Below are 23,168 nucleotides of genomic sequence, written 5' to 3'. Positions count from 1 at the left end.
GCTACTCCTTGGGAGGCTTGGCGAAAGACATCGGATACATCGACTTGTTCAGCTCGATCAGCTTCTGCAGCGAGCTGTTTGGCGCAGCGGTGTAATTTCTCAGATTCCTGATGTCGTTGGCGAGGAAACTGCGTCGCTCCTGTGCCGTCGCTGCCGTGAAGATGCCCTTGATATTTGGAATCTGCCCGTGCTCCCGCTCCGGCAGCGTGATGGCCGGCGCATTCTGACGGTCGTAATTGGGAATGACCTGCTGTGCCGCATGCGCTTGGCCGACATGGTGAACGTCGAGCCCGTCGCCAGGCTTCGAGCGACGCTTCAGGTCCCTGTAGACGCCGACCTCATAGGCAACGACCGGTCCACCTCGATTGGCTCCGGCGACTGCGCGCCCGGCGAGCATGCTCAGGACAGCAATACCGATGTGGGCCTGCGATTGCTTCGAGAGCGTGCCGTCCGCAAGGTCTCCCATGAGCCGCGAGTCTTCGGCATTCTGGAACTGTATTGCGCTGTTGTTGGTGAACATGTCCAGGATCGGATGGTCTCTCCGGTACTGGATGGCACTCTCTTCAAAGTCAGCGGCGGCAGCGTAGTACCACTCCTTCGTCCCCGTCTTCGGCGCGCGAGCACTCTGCTCGCCATTCGATTCCATGGCCTTGGGATAGGCAGACGGTCCGGCAGCCTGTCCACCGCCAACCGCGACCGTCGTCTGTCCATTGCCTGAAGAAGCCGCGGCGCCTTGTCCGCCGCCGAAGCTGAAGTTGATCCCGATATACGCACCGATGCTTCGGAGCATCGAATCACCACCCCCAGCAGCGCCCCACGAGAACGCGTAGCTCGCTTGGTAGCCCGTCGGATCGCTCGCATCCAGCGGCTTGTTCGAGACATACGCGTAGCGGTCGTAGCTCTGCGCGTCGAGCGGATCGGCGATCTTCGGATCCCCACTCGTGAACCGCGCCAGCAGCGGGTCGAACGCGCGGCCGTTCATGTGGATGAGGTCCAGCCCCTCCAGATGCTCGTGCAGCGTGAAGCCACGATCGGTCGCGGCGTTCATGCCGCTCGGCAGGTCACCGTTCGCGGTGGCCGTGCCGTTGGTCTGGCGCACCCGGCCCCACGGGTCGAAGCTGCGACGCTCGACCACACCGCCGCCGGCGTTCGTGACCGCCACCACGGAGCCCAGGTGGTCGTAATGGAAGTAGTTCAGCGTGACCGGCGTGCCGACCCCCACCGAGCCGGACGTGCTCACCACCTCGACGATCGGGCGGCCGTCCGCCTCCACGTAATGCTTGTACTGCGTAGCCCCGCCCTTGGTCTCGCGCTCGAAGCTCAGGCCGTTGCTCGCGTCCGGGTGCATGTACAGCGTGCGCGCGACCGGGTAGCTCCCGTTCTGCGGCTGTCCATTGCCCTGCCGGCAGTTCGAATCGAAGATCGTCTGCTGCACCCGCAGGCCTTCGCCCTGGTACAGGAACTCATGGCACTTGCGCGTCGCCCCGGCCATTCGCAGGAAGCCGGCATCCGTGTACAGGTAGTCCGCGAAGTTGCGGACCTTCATCTGCCCGATGGCGTCGTACTCGTAGTCGACGTTCGCCGCGCCGCGCACCGCGGTCACCGCGTGCGGGCGCTGGCCGTTGGGCTGCGCGTAGTAGTACGTGCCGACGTCGCTCTTGCTGACGATCCGGCCGACCGCGTCGTAGCCCACCGTGATGCGGCTGCCCGGGACCACTGTCTGGTCGACCAGCGACTTGCGGTAGTACGCCTTCAACCGGCCCAGCTCGTCGACCTCGGTCCACTCGGACAGGCCGACCGGCACGTCGAAGCTGTCATCGCGACGCACGACCTGGCCGATCTCGTCCCGCGCGTACTGCGAGAACTGGACCGCGTTGCTCGGACCCGCCGAGATGCCGCTCACCCAGCCCATGCCGGTCCCGACGTAGTCCACCTTGGTCGCGACGCCGTTGCCGTAGCTGAACGCCGTCGGCTGTCCGCCCGGCTCGCCGCCGGTCTTGCTCCACAGCACCGTGCCGCCCAGTTGCGCGCTGGACAGCGAGGTCAGGATGCCCAGCGTGTCGTGATACCCGCGCGTGACCGTGAAGCCGGTCGGGAAGGTCTGCGTCGCCACGCGGCCGGACGCGTCGTAGTCCACGCGGCCGCCGAGCGACTCCGTGCCGTTGCCGCAGGCGCTGCTGCCCAGCTTCATGAGCGTCGTGGTCGGGCGGCCCAGGCCGTCGTAGCCATGCTCGCGGCAGTAGCCGTTGTCCGAATACACCTTCGCCAGCCGGCCCAGGCCCGACGTGGCCGTGTCGTAGACGAAGGTCGTCGACAGGTCGTTGTCCTCCCGCAGGACCAGGCGGCCCAGCGCGTCGTACGTCATCTTCGACGTCTTGTTCAGCGCGTTGGTCTGCGAGATCACTTCGCCGAACGCGTTGTAGCCGTAGCTCCAGTCGCCCAGGTCGGGGTCGTTCTGGCTGGTCTTGCGGCCCAGCGCGTCGTACGCCACCGACATCACGTCGCCATAGGGCCCGAGCACGCGGCCCATGCTGCCCTGCGCGTCGTAGATGAAGCCCGAGGAGTTGCCCCGCGCGTCGGTCGTCGACACCGGCCGTCCGCGTCCATCGGAGACGCTCTTGCGCAGACGCTCCACGCCGCGCACGGTCTGCCGCGTCGTCGTCTCGCGACCGTCGTAGCTCACGTCCGTGATCGCGTTGTTGGGCGTCGTCTCGCGAGAGACCCGGCCGAGGTCGTCGGTGTCGATGTAGGTCCAGTTCCGGGACGGCGTGGCCGTCGCGAAGTACGGCTGCGACACCATCGTCACCTGGCCGCGCCGGTCGTGCAGCGTGTCCTTGTAGATCGCCGCGACCTGCCCGGTCCCGTCCAGGCCCTGCGTCTCGCTGCGGATCTCGCGATTCAGGCGGTCGACGTAGGACTTGACCACCGGCCCGATCTGCGCGCCCGCGCTGGAACGGATGGTCGCGGTGACGATCAGCACCGCCTCCTGGCTGCCCGGCGTGGTGCATCCGGCCGTGCAGGCCTCATACGTCCACTGCGTGTAGTCGGTGTAGGTGGTGGCGGTCTCGCTCGCATACCCGCGACGCTCGACCGTCTTGCGTCCCAGGCCGTCGTACTCCCAGCGCGTGACCCAGCCATTGGGGTCGACGCGCATCGTCATGCCACCGAAGGCCGGATCGAAGGTGACCTTCTCCGGCTGCGTCCACACGCCGTTCGACCGCTCGCTCGGGAAGCGGTCGTCGGCGCTCCACGCCGTGCCGCTCTTGCGCGTCTGCTGCCCGACGGGGCCGGCCCAACCGGTCCGGCTCTCCAGCGTCGGATTGCCCTTCTTGTACTCGTACTCGGTGACCAGCTTCTGGCTCTGGCCCCCGTTGGGCTGGTCGACGCGCTTCTTCAGCAGACCGGTGTCGGCGTAGTACTCCAGGCTGATTTCCCTGGTCGCGCTCTGGGCGTCGACGTTCAAGGTCGCCGCGCCCGCGGTGAGCGCCGAGCCGGCCAGCGACGCCATCACGAGCTTCGCCGCCAGGCCGATCGCTCGGCGCGTGCTCAGGACGCGACCGCGCATCGCATCGATGTTCTTCATCTGACTCTCTCCCTCTTGGACAGGCTCCGGCCGTTCTGCGGCCCGCTGTCCCCGGATTGATGCCGCGCACCGCGCGGTCCTTGTTCTTCGTCGGGGGCCGAGGCCCCCGTCATCGCGTCGCTGCGTTCAGTCGTCGAGCAGGATGCTGAGGATGGCCGACAGCGCTTCCGTCGAGATCGGCTTGGGCAGCGCCTTCACGTCCTTTGCCGGCGCGGCGTCCACCGCGGTCGCCGAGGCCGTCACGGCGCCGCGCGCCGTGGTCACCGACTGGGAAGTCGGCTTGCCGATCAGCCAGTTGGTGCGGTCCGCCTTGTAGACCGTGGCCGTGGTCGTCGTGCCGACGTCGTCGGTGACCGTCTGCTTGGTCAGGTCGCCCCACTGCACGTACGGCGAGGACACGTCCCCTTCCTGCGTGCCGCCGTATTCGTTGCGCGTCGTGACGCTGCTCACCCGCTTCTGGTCCAGGCCCCAGCGCTGCGTCACCATCTGCTCGGTCGCCAGCATCCGCCGGGGATTGGTCGGGTACTCCGCCGCGTAGCCCAGCGTCACGGTCAGCGGCGTGTAGTCGGTCCGCGCGACCACTACGCCATCCGTCGTCTGCTGCTCCTGCAGCAGGTTGGCCGGGTAGCTCATGTTGTCGAACACCCGCAGGGTCTGCGTCTTGGTGTTCTCGTCGTAGATGGTGCGGGACTTGAAGCCGAGGTCACCGCGGAAGAAGTCCGCCACGCGTTCCTTGTACTGGTAGCTCCACGTGCGCGTGCCGCCGACGCCGTCGGGCTTGCTGACGCTGAGCACCAGCTTCGTCGGGCCATTCGCCTGACGCTTGGGGAAGGTCGGCTGCGTCGCTGGGCCGCTGTAGATGTCGTAGCCCGCGGTGGGTTGCATGTACATGTACTCCACCAGCGTCGTCGAGCCGAAACCGTCGGTGAACAGCCGGGGCGGTCGCATGGCGCGCGTCGTCGGGCTCGCGATGGCGATCGACTTGCCGCCGAAGCCCACGACGTCCGCGTAGCCGTCGCCGTTCACGTCCTGGAAGAAGCGCGGCGTCTTGGTGGTCTCGTACCAGGTATTGCCGAAGATGTCGGTACCGGAGGCGGTCGTGCGGAAGACCGATGTCCACAGCGCGCTCGTGCCGAAGCTCGAGCCGTTGGAGATCGCCACGTTCATGCCGCTGCCGTTGAAGCCGACCAGGTCGGGCAGGCCGTCGCCGTCCACGTCGGCCAGCAGCCGCGGGTTCTTGGACGCGTCCGAATCCCAGTAGCTTCCCGACATCTCCGTCGTCCACACGCTGGCATCCAGGAAGGTCGTCCCGGTCCAGATCGCGACGCGGACGCCCTCGGGCTTGAACTCGACCAGGTCCGGATAGCCGTCGCCGTTCATGTCGGCCATGCGGATCTGGGCGGACACGTTGGGGCGCGCGTACATCGTCGAGCTGACTTGGGACAGGTCGCCGAACTTGCCCGCGGCGGGATCCCAATAAGCCACGTGGATGCCGCCGTAATTGACGCCCACCATGTCGGGATAGCCGTCGCCGTTCATGTCTTCCAGGAACAGCGGTTGATAGAACAGGTAGCCCGCGCAGCCGGAGCCGTACCAGCCGTCCGCGTTCATCTTCAGGTTGCTCACCTGCACCGGCGCGTTGAACTGCCGGGTCTGCGGATTCCAGTAGCCCACGAAGCCGCCGTCCGCGGTGAAGCGCAGGACGTCGGGATAACCGTCGCCGTTCATGTCCAGGATGTAGCGAGGGGCGCCGATGTCGTCGACCCAGGTTCGGTCGCTGCAGTAATGGCCGCCGCCCGCCAGCTGGTTGGAGGGCATGACGTTGGTGGGGGTGTCGTCGAACACCTGGCGCACCGGGTCCCAGTACGCCACGTAGCCGCCGGCCGCCGGGACGTTCGATCCGAAGTTGCCCTGCCCCAGGTTGGAGAAGCCGAGGATGTCGGGATAACCGTCGCCGTTCATGTCCACCAGCGTCCGGTAGCGATAACCGCCGGAGCCGGAACGGATGGGGTTGTCATACCAGCCCGAGCTGTCCCCGGAGGCGGTGAAGGCGCGGGTCACCAGCTTGGGCTCGGCCGGATAGAGGCCGTTGGGGCCGGACAGGTAGACATAGACGCCGCCGTCGCCGAAGGCCACCACGTCCAGGTAGCCGTCACCGTTCATGTCGACGAGGCGGCGCAGGCGGTGTGCGCCCTCATTGCCGAAGCCCGTGGAGTCGGTGAACTTGAGCTTTGGATCGGAAGGGTTGCCGACCATCGTGGGGTCGTACATCTTCCAGTTCGCCGGGATCGTCCAGTTTGGCCAGGTAAAGCTCAGCGGCGAGAGGCAATCGGCCGCCTCGTCGCCCGACACGCATTCCTTCACCGACGTCAGTCGCGCGATCGGCTGACGGTCCTGCGTGGTGCCACGGGCGTCGCCGTACTCGTAGGCCAGGCGGTATTGCTTCACCGCGCGGTCCGCGCCGTTCGTGCCCGCGCCGACGAGCAGGGTGGTGACCCGGCTCAGCAGCTTGGTGTACTTGACGCGCGTGCCCGCGACATAAAGCGACCGCGGGTTCCAGTCGGCCTCGTAGCCCATGGACACCTTGACCTTGCCGCCGGCATACACGACGTCCTTCAAGGTGATCTCGCCGTCGACCGTGTCGTAGCTGAAATCGATGGTGTTGCCGCTGCGGTCCGAGATCCGGTTCACATACCAGGTCAGCACCGTCGACTGCGCCGCGCCCGAGCCCAGTGGCGGCACCAGGCGCGAGTCCGCGGTGTTGCCGAACTCCAGCTTCAGGCCGTTCTTGTCCTCCACGGTGAAGGACTGCGGGCCGTTGCCGGCGGCGCCCAAGGACTTGATCCGCGAGAAGTTGTCGATCTCCGGCCGGTAGACCGCGCCATTGGCGCCGTAGGCGCCGCTCTCCAGCGTCAGCCGCTGGCCTTCGAAGCAGAACCGGTCGTTGCCGTTCAGGCCGATGCCGCCGCGCTCGCCGTCCTGCGCCTTGGTCCTGGGGCAGCGCCGCACCGCGGGGACACCGTCCAGCGACCAGAACGCCCCGGCGATGCCGCGCGTGCCCTGGCTGTCGAACTTGAGCGCGAGTTGGGGCTGCAACCCCGCCACCCCAGGCGGCACCTGGATGGGCATCTGGTAGATCGCCGCCCCGGCATCCGACACGGTCAGCGTTGCCGGCGTCGAGCCGGCCAGCGTCGCCGCGACTGCCGCGAACGGCGCGAACACGGCCATTGCCGCCAGAGCGCCCTGGCGGGCCACGATCCACTTCGTCATCTTTCCTCCCGGACGCCGGGAGCCGGCGCCGATTCATCTGGCGGACGCCACGCGGCGGTCCGGTGCGGACCCTTCCTTCACCGAGGAGTTGTTGTCGGGCCCGCGATCGGCGCGGATTCTATGCGGCGTCCTCCCGATTTCTTGACGACGGTTTCACGTCGACATGGCGAACAGCGCACGAATTCATCACGACATCATCACGCCTCCGTCAGGCCTGCATCAGGCGATCTTGAAAGGCGGCGAGCCACGCTTGAACCATGGTCGAGTACGGCGCCTTCGGCTCCGCCATGCCCTTCATCTCTGCCAGGGTTCGATCCAGCAGCAGCGCCAGGCGTTCAGGGACCAGAAGAACGCCTGCCTGGGCCAGCGCCTGCCGAGCCGCAGGGGTGTCGAGTTCCTGCGCCATTGCGCTCAGGTCGACCGCCAGGTCCCCGAGGAACTCCAGGTGGCGGAGCACCCGCGTTCGGTCCTGCACCAATCCCAGCCGATTGAGCCCATAGATCTGGATGGACATGGCGCCGCGCTGGCTGGGGCGGCCGCCCGAGCGAGCGGGGAGCACGAGCCCGATGGGCGATTGAACATGGAACCGCAGATGCTCCATCGGATCGTCTCGGGTCGGATCCAGCAACAGCGCCTGCTCCTCAGCGTAGGACTGGCTCTCCGCCAGCAATCGACGCCCCCCGGACGCGAGGGGAAAACTGTCCTTCTTCCCCGAGAGCACCCGCTGGAATCCGTTGTGACCGGTGGCATCGACCGCGAGCTGCTTGAGACTGGTCGAGGCATCGGGCGCGAGCTGTTCCCGCCGGCGATTGCAGTCGATGCAACTGGGCAGCAAGTTGTCCCAGGCCATCGCGAGCCACCAATAGCCGGGGTGCGTCTGATCCTCGCTGACCGCGCCCTTCGGGCGATAGTGCTCCACATCGACCGGCGCCGATGCGGCGTAGAAGGTCTCGCAGTACGCGCACTTGCCGTGAAAGAGATCGTCGAGCCTTCGCTTCACGTCGGCATGCTTGTAGGCCGCGAACTCGAAGCCGCCTGCTGAAGGGGTGCTTCGATGCTTGCGGACGCGATCCAGTTCGGTGAGCCCTTGCCGATCCTTCGCGCTCAACGCGCCGGGCGCGCCGGCACCCCGATCAACTTTGCGCATGACGCTGCCCGCCAAGCGCCTGGACGATGCGCAGCCGCGTCTCGCCCTTGAGCTCTTGCATCCGCTGCGCCGAGGCTTGACGCCGCTGCTGGAGATACTCGGCGAGCGCTTCCTGTGCCACGCGGTGAACTTCGCTGCTGCCGACCGGCAACGCCTCGGCCACGTCGCGTCGGAACGCTTCGAGCGTCGCCCGATCGGCGTCACTCAAAGTGCCCTCCGGGGTCCCCAGCAGATCCGCCATGTGCGCCATGTCCTTCTCCATCCGCGCGGAGTCGGTGGAGTGAAGCTGGAAGAAGTCCGACGTGAGCAACTGGTCGACCCGCAACTGAGACACGTCGGGCAGTTGGACCACCCGCTCCACGAAGACGGGGAGCCCGGAAGATGAAGCGTGCTCGCCCGCGATCCGCTGAAGCACCACGACCTCCCCGTCGTTCATGCCCCGCAGACAGAGCGGGTCATGCGTCGTCGCGATGAAGGTCATCCGCGGGAATGCCTCCCGCAGGCCGTCCATGATCCGCATCTTCCAGCGGGGATGGAGGTGGGCCTCGACCTCATCGATCAACACGAGGCCGTGCGCGGTCACCAACGACTCGAAGGCCGGGAATCTGCGGGCGTCCATGAGCCCACGCATCACGTCGCACGCCATCGCGAGCACGGACCGGAAGCCGGAGGAGACCGCGTGAAGCGGTGTCCGCATCGGTTGGCCATCAGCGTCGACGCGCGTCACCACGTAGCAGGTGGCCGTCTTGCGGTCACGCTGGACGACATCGAACTTGCCTTCGATCGACAGGATGCCGCGCAGGGCGCGGATGACCATGCTGAACCGATCCTCGGCGAGGCTCAGCAGCCATTGCTCGGGATTGGCCAGGTCGCCAGCGTCGAACAGATTGCGAACGTGATCGTGTTCGTCTTCCGGTCGTGCGCGACCGGCCGAGCGATAGTGGCGAAACGCGCCATAGGCGAAGACCGGCAACGCTTGCCACGTCTTGTCCTGCGTTGCCTTGAACGAACCGTCGGAACCGATGGTCAGCCGCCGCTTGCCACGCGTGGCCTCGATCGTGATCTGCGCCTTGCGCTTCTGGCTCGACGGCTTTCCCATGTAGCCGGGATCGAGCACCCAGCGTTGTCCGGCCTGCAAGCCCTCGCGGGCTGCGTCATCGACCAGGGCGAGCGCGATGGCTTCCAGGATCGAACTCTTGCCGGCAGCGTTCTCGCCAAGGATCAGCAGCGACGGTACGGTGCCCTCTGTCGTGCCGGACGGGCTGGCGGGCATGTCCAGGGTCAGGTCCTCGATGGCCTTGAAGTTGGAGAGGCGGACCGATTTGATCGTCGATGGCGATGGGCCGATGCGGGGACCTTCTGCTCCCGCCGCGCGCTCCCGCACGGCGGTGTCGGCATCAATTGCGATCAACCCTTGCCAGGCCTCCTGGATGCGTTCTGCTCCCCCTCTCACCAACACGTGCTTTTTGAAGAAGCTCCCGATCTGGCTTGGCGTCAGGTCCGATGGCGTCACCCTTCCTCGACTCGTCGCCAGGGCGAGTCGCCGCAACTGGAAATACCAAGTGCCGCCGTACTCCAGCGACGGGAAGTCAAACAGATGGTCGATCTCGCCAGTCGCCCGCGCGGCGTGGGAGATCAAGGCAGAGACACGTTCGCGGTAATGGATGGCGCGCGATGCGACGCGTTCCATCGCATTGAGGTTGAAGTGCTCGATCGTTTCTTCGCCTCGCCGGCTCTGCCCCTTCAAATGACCGTCCCAGCGCGAAAGCAGATGCAGGTGGAAGTTCACCCGACTGCACGGGTCCAGCAGAAGCGGTTTCTCTTCGATGGATTGCCCCCAAAGCCCCGAGTTCGCTTCGGCGAACTTCCTGAGCTGCGTCAGTCGGGGTATCGGGGATCGAGCGCCCTGGACCGGAAAATACTCTGGCCTGGACGGCGTGCAGGACTCGCAGATCGCGTAGATGTTCTCCCACGCGGTAGCCAGCCAAGCGTAGTAGAGATGGTCCAACGGTTGTCCCTGGGCCGGCAACGCCTCGCTCACGGGACGGAAGTGATAAGCCCGGACGGGTACCGCTGCCTCGCAGAAGGCGCATCGCCGGCGGAACAGCGCGCCGAGCGCCTCGTTCATGCCCTCTCCGGGCTCAAGGCCCCGGATGTCGCCGAGGCGTGGCGCGGAGGTCTGACGGCGAACGACGTTCTTCGATCGCATGAAGTCCACCAACTCCCTCCGGCTCGACGAGACCCAGCCCTTTTGAAGTGCGGGGGGCGGTTGCACGTCGCCGCGATTGAATCTCTGCATGTCCTGTCCCTCGATGTCGTCCGAGGGATTCTGCGGCGCGCGAGCCGTCGGAATCGGACGGAAAGGCGGCCGCGCCGCTCGGCGCATCCTCAGGGTTGAGGAGGCGCCGCCAGCATCACCTCCTGATGCCCCTTCCCCGCCGGAATCATCGGGAAGCAGTTCTCCGCCGGCGCCACCGCCACGTCCAGGAAGAACGGCCCGTCGCTGGCCAGGCACTCCGCCAGCGCGGCATCCAGCTCCTCCCGCCGCGTCACCCGCGCCGCCCCCCAGCCGAAGCCTTTCGCCACCGCCACGAAGTCCGGCATGCACGCGTTGTAGCTGTGGCTGTAGCGCTCGCCATGGTGCAGCTCCTGCCACTGCCGCACCATGCCCATGTGGCCGTTGTTGCACAGCACGACCTTCACCGCCGCCCGGTGCTGCCGCGCCGTCGCCAGCTCCTGGATGTTCATCAGGATCGACGCGTCCCCGCTGACGCACACGACCAGCCGGTCCGGATGCGCCACCTGCGCGCCGATCGCCGCCGGCAGCCCGTAGCCCATCGTCCCCGCGCCCCCGGAGGTCAGCCAGCGCCGCGGCTGCTCGAAAGCCAGGTGCTGCGCCGCCCACATCTGGTGCTGGCCCACGTCCGTCGACACGATCGCGTCGCGGCTTGCCAGCTGCGCCCGCAGCCGCGTCATCAGCGCCTGCGGCGCGATCACCTCCGGCGTGTCCTCGAAGGCCAGCGAGCGCCGCGCCCGCCAGCCGTCGATCGTCGACCACCAGTCGGCCAGGCGCGCCGCCGGCATCGCCCGCCGCTCCAGCGCGCGGCGCAGGCGCGGCAGCACGGCGAGCGCGTCGCCGCACAGCGCGAGGTCCGCCCGGCGCACCTTGTCGATCGACGCCGGATCGATGTCCAGATGGATCACCCGCGCGCCAGGCGCGAAGCTGTCCAGGCGACCCGTCACCCGGTCGTCGAAACGCGCGCCCGCGCACACGATCAGGTCGGCGTGGTGCATCGCCAGGTTGGCCTCGAGCGTGCCGTGCATGCCCAGCATCCCCAGCCATTGCGGCGACGACGCCGGCAACGAGCCCAGCCCCATCAACGTCAGCGTGCAGGGCGCGCCGCTCAGCGCGACCGCCGCGGCGAAGTCCGCGCAGGCCGCGTCGCCCGCGTTGACCAGCCCGCCGCCGCCGTAGAACACCGGCCGGCGCGCCGCGGCGATCCAGTCCGCCGCCTGCTCGATCGTTCGCGCGTCCGGCCCGTTCGCCACCGGCGGCGTCGGCAGCCGCTCCTGCGCGGCCCGCACCACCGTCCGAGGCGGCACCACCGCCAGCTGCACATCCTTGGGCACGTCCAGCAGCACCGGCCCGGGCCGCCCGCCCTGCGCCAGCGCCACCGCCTTGCGCACCATCGCCGCGACATCGCCGCCGGGCCGCAGCTGGGCGTTCCATTTCGTCACCGGCCGCGAGATGCCCAGCGCATCGCATTCCTGGAAGGCATCGGTGCCGATCGACGCGCTGTTCACCTGCCCGCTCAGGCACAGCACCGGCACCGAGTCGCACAGCGCGTCCAGCAGCCCGGTGGTCGTGTTGCTCATGCCCGGCCCCGAGGTCACCAGCACCACGCCCAGCCGGCCGGTGCTGCGCGCGTAACCCTCGGCGGCATGCACCGCCGCCTGCTCATGCCGGACCAGGATGTGGCGCAGCCGCGGCTCGCCGTGCAGCGCGTCGTACAGCGGCAGCACCGCGCCGCCGGGGTAGCCGAAGACGGTGTCCACGCCGCACTCGACCAGCGTGTCCAGCAGCGTCTGCGCGCCGTTGCGCGCGGCCGGCGCGGCGTTCGTCGAAGCCGCCCGCGTGGCGGTGCTCAGGGCGCCCAGCTCGGCGCCGTCGATCAATGCGTTCATGCGGGCAGTATCCCGGCGCCCCCTCGGAAAGGGTTGCCGTTCTTGCCTCATAGAATCTCGCTCGCAGCAAATCTTCCTGCCAATCAGCCATGGACCAGCAAATCAACCTCGACAAGTTCGACCGCGCCATCCTGCGTGCCCTGCAGCGCAATGCCCGCGCGAGCCTGCAGGAGGTCAGCGAGGAGGTCGGCCTGACCACCTCGCCGTGCTGGACGCGCATCAAGCGGCTGGAGGAATCCGGCGTGATCGAGGGCTACACCGTCAAGGTCAACGCCGAGAAGATCGGCCGGCCCGAGCAGCTGATCGTCCAGCTCACGCTGAACAAGCACACCGACGCGGCGATGGCGGAGTTCGCGCGCCACCTCGAGGCGATCCCCGAGGTCATCGATGCCTACCTGGTCTCGGGCGACTACGACTACGTGCTGCGGCTGTCCGTGCGCGACACCCGCGACTACGAGCGCCTGCTGCGCGAAAAGCTCTACAAGATCCCCGGCGTGCGCCACAGCAAGTCCAGCTTCGTGCTGCGCTGCCTGAAGGCGAGCTCGCTGCCGCTGTGATCCGGGTTCAGGGCCGCGGCACCGACGGCAGCTTCAGCAGCCGCAAGGCGTAGGTCCGCAAGGCCGCCACATGCCGGCGCACCGCCTCGACGCCGGTGGCCGGGTCGCCATGCGCGATCGCCTGCAGCATCGCCCGGCCCTGTACCGGCAGCGCCTCAAGTTCCGGCGCCCACAGCTCCAGCCGGGTGCGCCGCAGCGCCTCCAGCAGCCGGCCGCGCGAGGCCTGCAGGTCGAAGGCCAGGCCGTGGTCGGCGAGCCGCCCGAGCTCCTGCTGCAGCAGCTCGTCCGCCGCCATCAGGTCATGCACGCGGCCGGCGCGGGCGGCCTCCTCGACCGGCGGCAGCAGCGCCCACGCGCGCTGGAACGGCTGGCCGTCGCGCAGCGCCGGGTTGCGGCAGGCCTGCGCGATCAGCATCGACCACAGCGCCTCGCGCACGTCGAAGTACTCCCCGATGAAGCGCGCGTCGACCTCCCGCACCACCGCGCCCCGGTTCATCCGCATGTCGACCATGCCTTCGCCTTGCAGCTGCAGCAGCGCCTCGCGCACCGGCACGTTGCTGACCTCGTAATGCGCGCTCAGCTCCTGCAGCGTCAGGTGCTGGCCGAGCTGCCAGCAGCCGTCCTCGATGTCGTCGCGGATCTGGTCGCGCAGCCGCAGGTAGGTCGGCGTGTTGATCGGGTAAGGGAAACGAGCCATCGCGGCGCTCCGTCCGGGCAGGGAAGCCGTCACTCTACGGAGACGGCCCCGCGCGGCTCCCGCTCCCGCGGGGCCATCGGGGCGGTTCTTGCCCAAGCGCAATGAACACGCCGATCACCGGCGAATCGCCTCGTCAATCGACGTGTATGTCGCGCGATGCCCTACTGGAATCGGTCGATAGGCTGCCTCGCCCGAGGCAACGGGTGTGTCGTTTCCGCGTCGGTCGGCCGGTCAGTCCCAGGCGGCGCGCGCGGCAGTTCACGCGAGCCGCCGCGCTTCCTCCACCGTCCCGCTCACCAGATCCGGCAGCGCTCCGCGTCCGGCTTCACCATCTTCTGGCCGGGCTTGCAGTGGAAGGCCTGCTCGAATTCCGGCATGTTCACCGCGACGCCGTTGATCCGGTAGCGCCCCGGCGAATGCGGGTCGGTCAACGCATGCACCCGCGCGTACTCGGGTCGCGCGTGGCTGCAGTCCCACTGGGCGAAGCCGACGAAGAAACGCTGCTCCGGCGTCAGGCCGTCGCGGTCCGCCGGCTTGGGCTGCAGGTCCGCGATCTGCGCCTTCCAGGCCGCATGCGCCAGCACCAGGCCACCCAGGTCGGCCAGGTCCTCGCCCAGCGTCAGCTTGCTGTTGATGCGCAGGTCGTCGACGACCACGTACTGCGCGTACTGCTTGGTCACGCAGGCCGCGCGCTGCTCGAAGGACTTGCCGTCCTTCTTCGTCCACCAGTCGCGCAGGTTGCCCTTGGCATCGAACTGCCGGCCCTCGTCGTCGAAGCCGTGGATCAGCTCATGGCCGATCGTGCCGCCGGTGTTGCCGTAGTTCGGCGCGTCGTCCAGCTTCGGATCGAACAGCGGCGGCTGCAGCACGCCGGCGGGGAAGTTGATGTCGTTCATCTGCGCGTCGTAATACGCGTTGACCGTCTGCGGCGTCATGCCCCATTCGCCGCGGTCCAGCGGCTTGCCGATCTTGGCCAGTTGCCGCTGGAGCTCGAAGGCGTTGCCGCGCATCACGTTGCCGGCGAAGTCGTCCCGCGCCACCGTCAGCGCCCCGTAGTCGCGCCAGCGGTCCGGGTAGCCGACCTTGTTGACGATCGCATGCAGCTTCTCCTGCGCGCGCTGCTTGGTGGTGTCGCTCATCCAGCTCAGCGACTGGATGCGCGCGGCCATCGCGTCCTCGATCTGCCGCGTCATCGTCAGCGTCTTGTCCTTCAGGTCGGGGCTGAAGTTGCGCTCGACGAATTCCCGGCCGAGCGCCTCGCCCAGCTGCGCGTCCACCAGCTCGACGCAGCGCTTCCAGCGCGCCTTGAGCTGCGGCACGCCCTGCAGCGTCTGGCCGAAGAACTCGAAGTTGGCCTGCACCACCGGGGCGGCCAGCGTCGGCGCCTGGCTGCTCAGCAGCTGCCAGCGCAGGTAGTTGCGCAGCTGCGCCAGGTCGCGCTGGCGCAGTTCCCGGGCGAAGGCCTTGAAGAACGCCGGCTCGGTGACATTGAACGCCGCCAGCGGCGCCACGCCCAGCGCGCGCTGGTAGGCGGTCCAGTCGAAGCCCGGCGTCAGCGCCTGCAGCCCCGCGGCCTTCATCGGATGGAAACCCTTGTACGGATCGCGCTTGTCGACGCGGCTCAGCGAGGCGCGCGCCAGCGCGGTCTCCATCGCCAGCACCTGCTTGGCCTGCGTGCGCGCCGCGTCGGGCGCGTCGCCCAGCAGCTCGAAGCTGCGCGCCACGTGCGCGACGAACTGGTCGCGCAGCGTGCGCGATTTCTCGTCGGTCTTGAAGTAGTACTCGCGGTCCGGCAGGCTCAGGCCGCCGGCGTAGGCGAAGGCGATCACCCGCGTCGAATCGGCCATGTCCTGGCCCGAGGCGAAGCGGAACAGCACGCGCTCGTTGTTGGTGGCCAGGTGCAGCGCGGCCAGCAGCTCGGGCAGTTGCTTGCGGTCGGACAGCGCGTCGATGCGCGACAGCAGCGGACGCAGCGGCGCCAGCGCCTGGCGGTCGGCGGCGGCCTCGTCCATGCAGGCGGCGAAGTAGTCGCCCATGCGCGCCTGGCTGGCGCTGCGCGCCGGATCGGCGGCCGAGAACTTGTCCAGGATGCCCCACAGATAGCGCTGGTTCTCGTTGGCCATCTTGGCGTAGACCGACCAGCGCGCCTGGTCCGGCGGGATCGGATTGGCCGCCATCCAGCCGCCGCAGGCGTATTGGTAGAGGTCCTCGCACGGATCGGCCGAGCGGTCCATCGCCGCCGTGTCCAGGCTGGGGGTGTAGGGCAGGCGCTCGAGCGGTCCCTCCGTCGCGGCCTGCGCGAGGACGGACGAGGCGGCGCCAAGGGACGCGGCCGCGACGAGCGCGGCCGCGGCGGTGCGGGCGAGGAGGTGACGGGTCATGCTCGACGACGGAAGTAATTGCTGGCGGGCATTCTCCGCCAGCGCCCCCGCGCCGCGAGGTGCCGGACGACACCTCGGGTTGACCCGTCTGGTCAGCGGCGCCCGGCTTCAGGCACCGATCGGCTCGTAGTCGTTCGGCGGCGGCGCGACGCTTGCCGGCACCTGTGCCTCATGCCGGGCCTGGGCCTGCGCCTGGGCGTCTCTCGAGATCCGCTGGGTGACGCGATGCAGGTGCCCGACCATCGTCGCGCGGTAGTCCTCGCGATGCGGCGTCCTGTCCGTCAGCCACTCGTAGGCCCTGCCGAAGTTCGCCGGCGTCGCGCGCTTGAGCCACTTGTCCCGTTGCCCGGGTTCAAGTGCCGCCACGATCGTCGCCATGCCCGCGTCCAGGATCAGGGCGCGCGCCGTCGCGCTTTCCAGGCCGTGTCGATCGTGCGCCAACCGGGCTTCGCCCTCGATGTCCTCCAGCAGCGTCCGGTGCGCGTGGCGGAAAGGCTCCTCGACGAAGGCCGTGATGGCCTTGCCCGCGCCGTAGGACGTCCAGCTCCGGAGCGGCTTGAGCGGCCCCGCGTCGTAGTCGGCGGTCATGAGCTCGACCTGACGCCGCTGCAGGTCCTGCAACGCCGCGCCCCACGGGGTGCGAGGGTTCGTCCATGCCTCGAGCCCCCCGGCGTCCACGAACTTCTTCTTCGCCTCGCGCGCGTCCCGTGCCGCCTGTTGGATCTCGAGCATCGCCGCGTGGTGGCTGCTCACGGGGCCGCGCGCCGCCGGCGTCCGCGCGTCGGGCCCGGAGGCCGCGCCGGCATCGCCGGGGCGCGCCCGCCTCGGCGACATGTTGACGTAGTCGGCATCCCCGGCGGGCGGATCCGCCGGGGACATCGCGTCGTACAGAGGTTGTGGCGGTGAATGGTTCAGGCGGGAATACATCCTCGATCTCCAGGTGGGCCAGGCGCGGGCGCCCGTTGCGCCCGCGGGACCGTCAGTGGAGAACCCCGCCGCGCGGGCCATCGGTTTTCCGATGCCGCGCGCGCTGGATCACGCCGGCTCGGGGCCGCGCACCAGCAGCACCGGCACGGTGGCGTAACGCACGATCAGTTCGGCGTCGCTGCCGAGCAGCGCGCGCGAAAGACCGCGCCGGCCGTGCGTGCCCAGCACGATGACCTCGGCGCCCCAGGCCTTGCCTTCCTCGCCGACGAGATCGCTGACGCGCGAGGCCAGGCTCTCGCTGAGGTGGGTCGTGACGCGGATGCCGGCGGCGCTCACCACGGCCGACGCGTCGTCGAGCACCTTCTGGCCGCCGGCGCGGATCTGCTCGAAGTTGTCGGGCGTGATGCCCAGGCCGGCGCTGGACATCATGGCGAAGGCTTGCAGGTCCAGCGCGTGCAGCAGGCGGATCTCGCCGCCGCTGAGCTTGGCCAGCCGGACCGCCTCCGCCAGGCCGGCGTTGGAGGTCGGGCTGCCGTCGACGGGCACCAGGATCTTGGCGTACATGGTCGGAACTCCATCGGATGGGATGAGCCCATGCTAGCCGTGCTCCGGGCCGCCTTGCCAGCCAGCGGCCGGCGCGCGGGGCGACACGCGGACCGACGAGGCGCGCGTCAGTTCGCGCGGCGCTGAAGGGCGATCGCGGCGGCGGCTTGCGCGATGTGGGATGGCAGCTTGTCAGTGGAAGACCCGCCGAGGCGAGGCCTCGGCTTTCCCGATCACTGGGCGCCGTAGGTGTTGAGCGCCTTGGGGAACTTGAACAGCCACAGGTGCGTCAGGCGGTCCACCTCGTTGCCGCGCGTCACGCGCGAGGTCACCGCGCCGGCGGCGCAGGTGCCGTCCTGGACGATCACGCCGTTGGCATCGACGGTGCACTCGGTCGGGTCGCCGGCGACGGCCTTGCCCTTGGCGTCCACCAGGATCGTCTTCAGGCCGAAGTCGTTGTCGTTGATCAGCGCCAGCGTGTTGCCGTCGACGATCGCCAGCCCCTCGGCCTTCTCGGCCTTCCAGCCGGCGGCGTTCAGGTCCAGCAGCACCGTCTTCTTGAGCTTCACCACGTTGGCCCAGCTCACCGACGACGCGGTCACGCCGTCGATGCTGTTCTTCTCCAGCTCGATGCCGATGCCCGCGATGTCGGTGGCGCCGGCCGGCAGCTCCACCAGCATCAGGAAGTTGCGGACCACGCCGGCGCCGTCCGCGCCCTGCTCGATCACGATGAACTTGCCGTTGCCCAGCGCCACCAGGTCGCCCAGCTTGGCGCTGCCGGTGCGGTTGCGGTCCCACTTCTCGTTCTTGGCGGCCAGCGGGTAGCTCAGCGGATAGGCGTACAGCTTGGAGGTCTCGGTCTTCGGATCGAACTCGATCCAGCGGGCGAACTGGGCGAAGTCGCGCACCTTGACCTTGTCGTTGGTCTTGCCGTCCTGGTCCAGGTCGCTGGTGTCGACGACCTCGACGCTCTTGCCGGCGCCGTCGACCGGATCGATCGGGCTTTGCAGGAAGCCGTGCAGCTTGCCCGCGGCGGTGTCCAGCGCCAGGCCTTCCATGCCGCGGTTCGGACGGCGGTTCTTCAGCACGTCGGGCAGGCTGCCCGCGGCGGTGCCCGGCGCATAGCGCTTGATGACCTTGAAGGTGGCGGCGTCGATCTTCACGATGAACGGGCCGTATTCGTCCGAGGTCCAGAACGCCTTGTTGGCCTCGTCGTAGATCAGCGTCTCGCTGTCCAGGCCGTTGGCGTCGAAGGCGCCCTTGGCGGCGTCGTACTTCAGCGTGTCGGACAGCGGCACCTCGGCGCTGTTGCCGACCGCGCCGAAGGGCAGCGGGCGGCCGGTGACGGCGGAGCCGTCGGCGTTCTTCAGCGGGTTCAGCGCGGAGATGACCGCGCCGTCCTTGCCCAGCGTGATCACGCCGATGGACGGCGAGAAGCTCGGCGCCGGGAACATCTTGGTGGTGACGATCGCGCCGTTGTCCGGACGCGGCGCGTTCGGGCTGTCGCCGTTGGGACCGCGGTCGGTGATGCCCCAGAACTCCAGCGCGCCCGCGGCGTTCTTGCCCTTGTAGGCCAGGCCCGAGCCGACCGCCGGATAGAAGCCCTTGGGGAAGTCCTTCTTGGCGTCGGCGTTGCTGCCCTCGTAGGGGACGAACTGGTTGTCCGCGGCCTTGACCTGGAACTTGGTGATCGCGACGGCGCCGCCGGCGGTGGCCTGCGTCGAGCTGCTCGTCTCGCTCTTGCCCAGCAGCGTGGACAGCGTCGATTCGTAGTGGTCGACGGCGGCGTGGCGGCGGCCGGCGCTCATCGCGCGGCCCGCGTAGGGCTGGCCGTAGACGTCGGTCTGGCCGGCCGGCAGCAGCGCGGCGAAGGCCTTGTCGAACTCGGCGGCGACGGCGGCGAAGTCCAGCGTCTTGCCGGCGAACGCGTCGTGCACGCCGGCTGCGATCTTGATGCCGTTGGTGGGATCGTCGTCCTCGTCCAGCGCCTGCAGGAACACCAGGCGGTTCTGCAGCTTGTCGTCGGTCAGCGTCGCGGTGCCGGCCAGGTCGCCGACGGAGATGGTCTCGCCGCACTTGGCCGCGCCCACGGTCACGCCGCCGACGGTGAAGGTCACCGTGTCGCCGGTGACGCAGGGGAACGCGCCGTTGGCGCCGGTCTTGCCGGACTGGCCGCTGGGCGCGAGCGCGTAGCTGACGCCTTCCACCGGCGCGTCCACCAGGCGCGACTGGATCGTCGGCGCCGCGGGCGTGTCGTCGTCGCTGCCGCAGGCGCTCAGCGCCGCGATCGCGGTGGCGGTCATCAGGAACAGGCCCAGGCGGCGCAGGCCGGTGGCGGAACGGACGGTCGTGTGCGTCATGTCGATCTTTCTGGTCTCGGATCGTTCCGCCCGGCGCTTCCCGCGAGCCCCGCGGCGGAACAGGGCGGCACGCTAGGCAGCGGGCGTGACAACGGCGTGAAGACCGTTCACGCATCGGCAAGAAAGCGACACGGACATGACAAGACCGGGATGAAGAAAGCCCCGGCACCGCGTCGAACGCGGGCCGGGGCTCGGTCGGCCGGCTGCAGAGGAGGAGATCAGCCGCCGACCTTGATCAGCCGACAAGGTCGGTCAGCCGTTGACCTTGATGCGGTTGTTGACCGACTGGACACCCTTGGCGGCCAGCGCCATCGAGCCGGCGCGGTCGCGCGCCGCCAGGTCCGGCGCCGTGCCGTCCAGCGTCACGTGGCCGTGTTCGGTCTCGACCTTCACGTCCAGCGCGCTGAGCTTGGGGTCGCCCGCCAGCGCGGTCTTGATCGAGGTGGTGATCTGGGCGTCGTCGACGGCCGCGCCCACCTTGTCGGCGGTGCGTTCCATCTTGTTGCCCATGTTGTCCACGGCCTGGCGCGTGTCCTGGCGGGCCTGGTCGGACTTCTGCTCCATCTTGGAGATGCCGTCGTCCAGGCGCTGGCCGGCGGTGCGGTCATCGTCCTCGCGGCCGCAGGCGGCCAGCGCGACGGCGGCGACCACGGCCGGCAGGATCAGGACCAGGGAAGTGGGGCGGGAAGCGTGCTTCATGACGAGCTCCTTTCGCGGGTTCGCGAGATGCGCGGGTGTCGCGGAATTCCGCGGGTGGGCCGCGGACCATGACAACCACTCTAGGCAGCGCCTCGCTCGCCGCGGGTCGGTGGCCGCCGGAAGCGCCGGTCGCCCGCCGTCCCGGCCCGGCGTAGGAACGGGCCTACAGCCCGCCGCCGGCCGGTGGCGTGCCGCCGCCTTCCGCCGGCGAGGGCGAAGGCGCGGGGCCGCCCGCCCCCGGCTGGCCCGTGCCCGGCATGCCGGGGATCGGGAAGTCGATGCGCGGGATCTCCGGCTCGTCGCGCTGCAGCGGCAGCCAGGCGCGCACCTCGGTGCCCTGCCCCGGCGCGCTGCGCAGCCGCAGCTGGCCGCGCTCGGCCTCGACGCGGAAACGCATGCCCAGCAGCCCGTGCGAGCCCAGCGAGAGCCGCTCCGGATCGAAGCCGCAGCCGTTGTCGGTCACGGTGACCATCGCCTGCGCGTACTCGCGCTGCAGCGACACGGTGGCCTCGGTCGCCTGCGCGTACTTGGCCATGTTGGTCAGCGCCTCCTGCACCAGGCGGAAGGCGGTCAGCTGCGCGCTGGGCGGCAGCGCCACCGCCGGGTCCAGCGCCAGGTGGATCGGCACGCCCAGGCGCTCGGCCGTCTCGCGGCACAGGATCTCCAGCGCCGGCACCAGGCCGAGCTGGTCGAGCGTGGACGGCCGCAGGTCCTCGATGATCCGGCGCTTGAGCGCGATGCCGCTGTTGAGGGTCTCGGTCAGGTGGGTCAGGCGCTGCATCAGCTCGGGCGCCCCGGCCTGCAGCTTGGGCCGCAGCCGCGCGACGTCGAGCTTGGCCGCGGTCAGCAGCGCGCCGAGCTCGTCGTGCAGGTCGCGGGCCAGGCGCGCGCGCTCGTCCTCGCGCGCGGTCTGCAGGTGGCGGGCGAGCTGCGTCAGCTCGGCCGTGCGGCGCGCGACCTCGACCTCGAGCCGGTCGCGCTCGGCGCGCACCTCCTGGGCCTGCTCGGCGCGCTGCTCGTCCAGCGCGCGGCTCTTGCGCACGAACAGCACGAACACGATCAGGCTCAGCAGCGTCATGCCGGCCACGCCGATGCGGCTGAGCATCAGCGTGTCATAGACCTGGCCGGTGCCCAGCGCGATGCGGCGGTTCTCATCGGCCAGCAGCTCGGCCGAGCGGCGCCGGATCTGCTCCATCTGGTCGCGGCCGATGTCGGTCATCATCAGCTCGCGGCCGGCGGACTCGCGGCCGTTCTCGTAGAGCTTGAGCACCTCCTGCAGCTCGCTGAGCTTGGCGCCGACGGCGCCGGCGATCTCCTGGCTGCGGTGCTCGGCGTCCGCGGCGCCGACCTGCGCGTACATGCGCTGCAGCGCGCTCAGGCCCTGGGAGGCGTCCTCGGCGGCGAAGCGGTAGGGGTCCAGGTACTCGGGGCGGCGGGTGATCAGGTATCCCCGTTGCCCTGACTCCGCGTCGGTCACGCGGGCCATCAGCCGGAGCAGTTCCATCCGGGCCCGGCCCAGCGTGTCCAGGCGGTCCATCTGCGAGACGGCGCCGAAGTAGGCCAGCTCGCTGATCAGGATCATCAACAGGGCCACGAACACACCCAGCGGCATCGCCCAGGTCTTGCGACCCAGGTTCGTGACGGTGTCCTTCAGGCTCATCCTCTACACTCCCCGAGCGATTTCGCTCACTTGACCATCGCCACCATGATCCGAATCGCCATCGTCGACGACCACGCGATTGTCCGCGCCGGGCTGCGGCAATTCCTCTCCGAACAAGTCGACCTGCGCGTCACCGGCGAGGCCAGCTCCGGCCGCGAGGCGCTGGACCTGGTCCGCGCCGGCGAGCTCGACGTGATGCTGATGGACCTCTCGCTGCCCGACCAGAGCGGCGTGGAGACGCTGGCCGCCATCAAGGCCCGCAAGCCCGAACTGCCGGTGCTGATCCTCAGCGGCTTCCCCGAGACCCACTACGCGACCACGCTGCTGCGCCAGGGCGCCAGCGGCTACCTGAACAAGGAATGCGACCCCGAGGAGATCGCCACGGCGATCCGGACCGTGTTCCGCGGCCGCAAGTACATCACCCCCGCCGTGGCCGAGCTGCTGGCCGAGGGCCTGGGCGCCCCGGCCGACCAGGCCCCGCACGACACGCTGTCCGAGCGCGAGTTGCAGGTCTTCCTGCGCCTGGCGCGCGGCGAGACGGTCGGCCACATCGCCGACGGCATGTCGCTGAGCGTCAAGACCGTGTCCACGTACCGGTCGCGCGTGCTGGAGAAGCTCGCGTTGAACACCAACAGCGAGCTGACGTATTACGCCCTCAAGAACGGGCTGATCGAGTAGCCGCATCGGCCAGTCCGCCGCAGTAGGCCAGCAGGTCCTCGAGCTCGGCCGACTTGTCGAACACCTTGTCCGCCCCCAGCGCCAGGCAGCGCTGGCGCATGTCGGGCGTGGCGTAGTTGCTGAGCACGACGCGGCGCGCGCCGGGCAGCCGCTCCTGGGCCGCGCGCAGCACGTTCAGCCCGGTGCCCTGCGCCAGGAAGATGTCGATGATCACCAGGTCGCAGCCCGGGTGCTCGCCCGAGAGCCAGCGCAGCGCGCCGGGCTCGTCGACCGCGTGGCCCAGCACCCGCAGGTCCACCATCTCCTCGAGCGTCGCCACCAGGTTCTCCCGGATGACGGCGTTGTCCTCGACGAGGAAGCAGGTGAGGGCGGCGCTGGCGGGATGGGCGTCCATGGGGGCTCGCGTACTGCTCGAAACGAAACCACAGGCGGGTGCGCGCGAACGGACGGGATGCGTGCGCACGCCGTCCGTTCGCGCGGG

At 69.1% G+C, this 23,168-nt stretch carries 15 protein-coding genes; 2 read left to right on the top strand and 13 right to left on the bottom strand.

Annotated elements, in window-relative coordinates:
• Position 1: 1 nt before the first annotated feature.
• From N5D62_RS01245 to ilvB, 5 genes are all read right to left on the bottom strand, one after another.
• Entirely contained in the window at positions 2–3,583 is a 3,582-nt protein-coding gene (locus tag N5D62_RS01245) for an RHS repeat-associated core domain-containing protein (RefSeq protein ID WP_279755538.1), read from the bottom strand.
• 126 nt (positions 3,584–3,709) lie between these two features.
• A complete protein-coding gene (locus N5D62_RS01240) occupies positions 3,710–6,853 on the bottom strand; it encodes an FG-GAP-like repeat-containing protein (protein WP_279755537.1) in 3,144 nt (1,047 codons plus the stop codon).
• Between the two features lie 208 nt (positions 6,854–7,061).
• The gene (locus N5D62_RS01235; protein ID WP_279755536.1) at positions 7,062–8,000 is read right to left on the bottom strand and encodes a hypothetical protein; all 939 of its coding nucleotides are present in this window, start codon (positions 7,998–8,000) and stop codon (positions 7,062–7,064) included.
• Positions 7,987–10,299, bottom strand: a complete 2,313-nt coding sequence (locus N5D62_RS01230; protein ID WP_279755535.1) for an ATP-binding protein — start codon at positions 10,297–10,299, stop codon at positions 7,987–7,989. The genes N5D62_RS01235 and N5D62_RS01230 overlap by 14 nt, the downstream gene beginning before the upstream one ends.
• An 89-nt stretch (positions 10,300–10,388) precedes the next feature.
• Positions 10,389–12,185 (bottom strand): biosynthetic-type acetolactate synthase large subunit, encoded by a 1,797-nt coding sequence (gene ilvB / locus N5D62_RS01225; protein WP_279755534.1) that lies wholly within the window; start codon positions 12,183–12,185, stop codon positions 10,389–10,391.
• A 101-nt stretch (positions 12,186–12,286) separates the two neighbouring features.
• On the opposite strand from ilvB, the gene N5D62_RS01220 reads away from it, so the two are divergent.
• Entirely contained in the window at positions 12,287–12,742 is a 456-nt protein-coding gene (locus N5D62_RS01220) for an Lrp/AsnC family transcriptional regulator (protein ID WP_279755611.1), read from the top strand.
• Positions 12,743–12,749: 7 nt separating this feature from the next.
• Here the strand turns inward: N5D62_RS01220 and N5D62_RS01215 are convergent, their stop codons facing one another.
• The 7 genes from N5D62_RS01215 to N5D62_RS01185 form a co-directional block, all read right to left on the bottom strand.
• Positions 12,750–13,439, bottom strand: a complete 690-nt coding sequence (locus N5D62_RS01215; protein ID WP_279755533.1) for a GntR family transcriptional regulator — start codon at positions 13,437–13,439, stop codon at positions 12,750–12,752.
• A gap of 293 nt (positions 13,440–13,732) precedes the next feature.
• The gene (locus N5D62_RS01210; protein WP_279755532.1) at positions 13,733–15,820 is read right to left on the bottom strand and encodes a M13 family metallopeptidase; all 2,088 of its coding nucleotides are present in this window, start codon (positions 15,818–15,820) and stop codon (positions 13,733–13,735) included.
• A 108-nt stretch (positions 15,821–15,928) separates the two neighbouring features.
• Positions 15,929–16,747, bottom strand: a complete 819-nt coding sequence (locus N5D62_RS01205) for a hypothetical protein (RefSeq protein WP_279755531.1) — start codon at positions 16,745–16,747, stop codon at positions 15,929–15,931.
• A 108-nt stretch (positions 16,748–16,855) separates the two neighbouring features.
• Entirely contained in the window at positions 16,856–17,311 is a 456-nt protein-coding gene (locus N5D62_RS01200; protein WP_279755530.1) for a universal stress protein, read from the bottom strand.
• 212 nt (positions 17,312–17,523) lie between these two features.
• A complete protein-coding gene (locus N5D62_RS01195; RefSeq protein WP_279755529.1) occupies positions 17,524–19,650 on the bottom strand; it encodes an esterase-like activity of phytase family protein in 2,127 nt (708 codons plus the stop codon).
• 252 nt (positions 19,651–19,902) lie between these two features.
• On the bottom strand, positions 19,903–20,349 hold the full coding sequence (locus N5D62_RS01190) for a BON domain-containing protein (protein ID WP_279755528.1): 447 nt from the start codon (positions 20,347–20,349) through the stop codon (positions 19,903–19,905).
• 163 nt (positions 20,350–20,512) lie between these two features.
• Positions 20,513–22,009 (bottom strand): CHASE3 domain-containing protein, encoded by a 1,497-nt coding sequence (locus N5D62_RS01185; RefSeq protein WP_279755526.1) that lies wholly within the window; start codon positions 22,007–22,009, stop codon positions 20,513–20,515.
• Between the two features lie 45 nt (positions 22,010–22,054).
• Between N5D62_RS01185 and N5D62_RS01180 the strand changes: the two genes are divergently transcribed.
• A complete protein-coding gene (locus tag N5D62_RS01180) occupies positions 22,055–22,687 on the top strand; it encodes a response regulator transcription factor (protein ID WP_279755524.1) in 633 nt (210 codons plus the stop codon).
• Here N5D62_RS01180 and N5D62_RS01175 read toward each other — a convergent pair.
• Positions 22,665–23,081 carry a response regulator transcription factor gene (locus tag N5D62_RS01175; protein WP_279755522.1) on the bottom strand — a complete coding sequence of 139 codons (417 nt, stop codon included), beginning with the start codon at positions 23,079–23,081 and terminating at the stop codon, positions 22,665–22,667. The two genes, N5D62_RS01180 and N5D62_RS01175, sit on opposite strands and share 23 nt — an antisense overlap.
• Positions 23,082–23,168: the final 87 nt, after the last annotated feature.

This window comes from Mitsuaria sp. GD03876, assembly GCF_029840635.1.
GTDB lineage: Bacteria > Pseudomonadota > Gammaproteobacteria > Burkholderiales > Burkholderiaceae_C > Roseateles.
The sequence above is the reverse complement of the archived record's forward strand: the minus strand, read 5'-3'. Positions and strand labels throughout refer to the sequence as shown.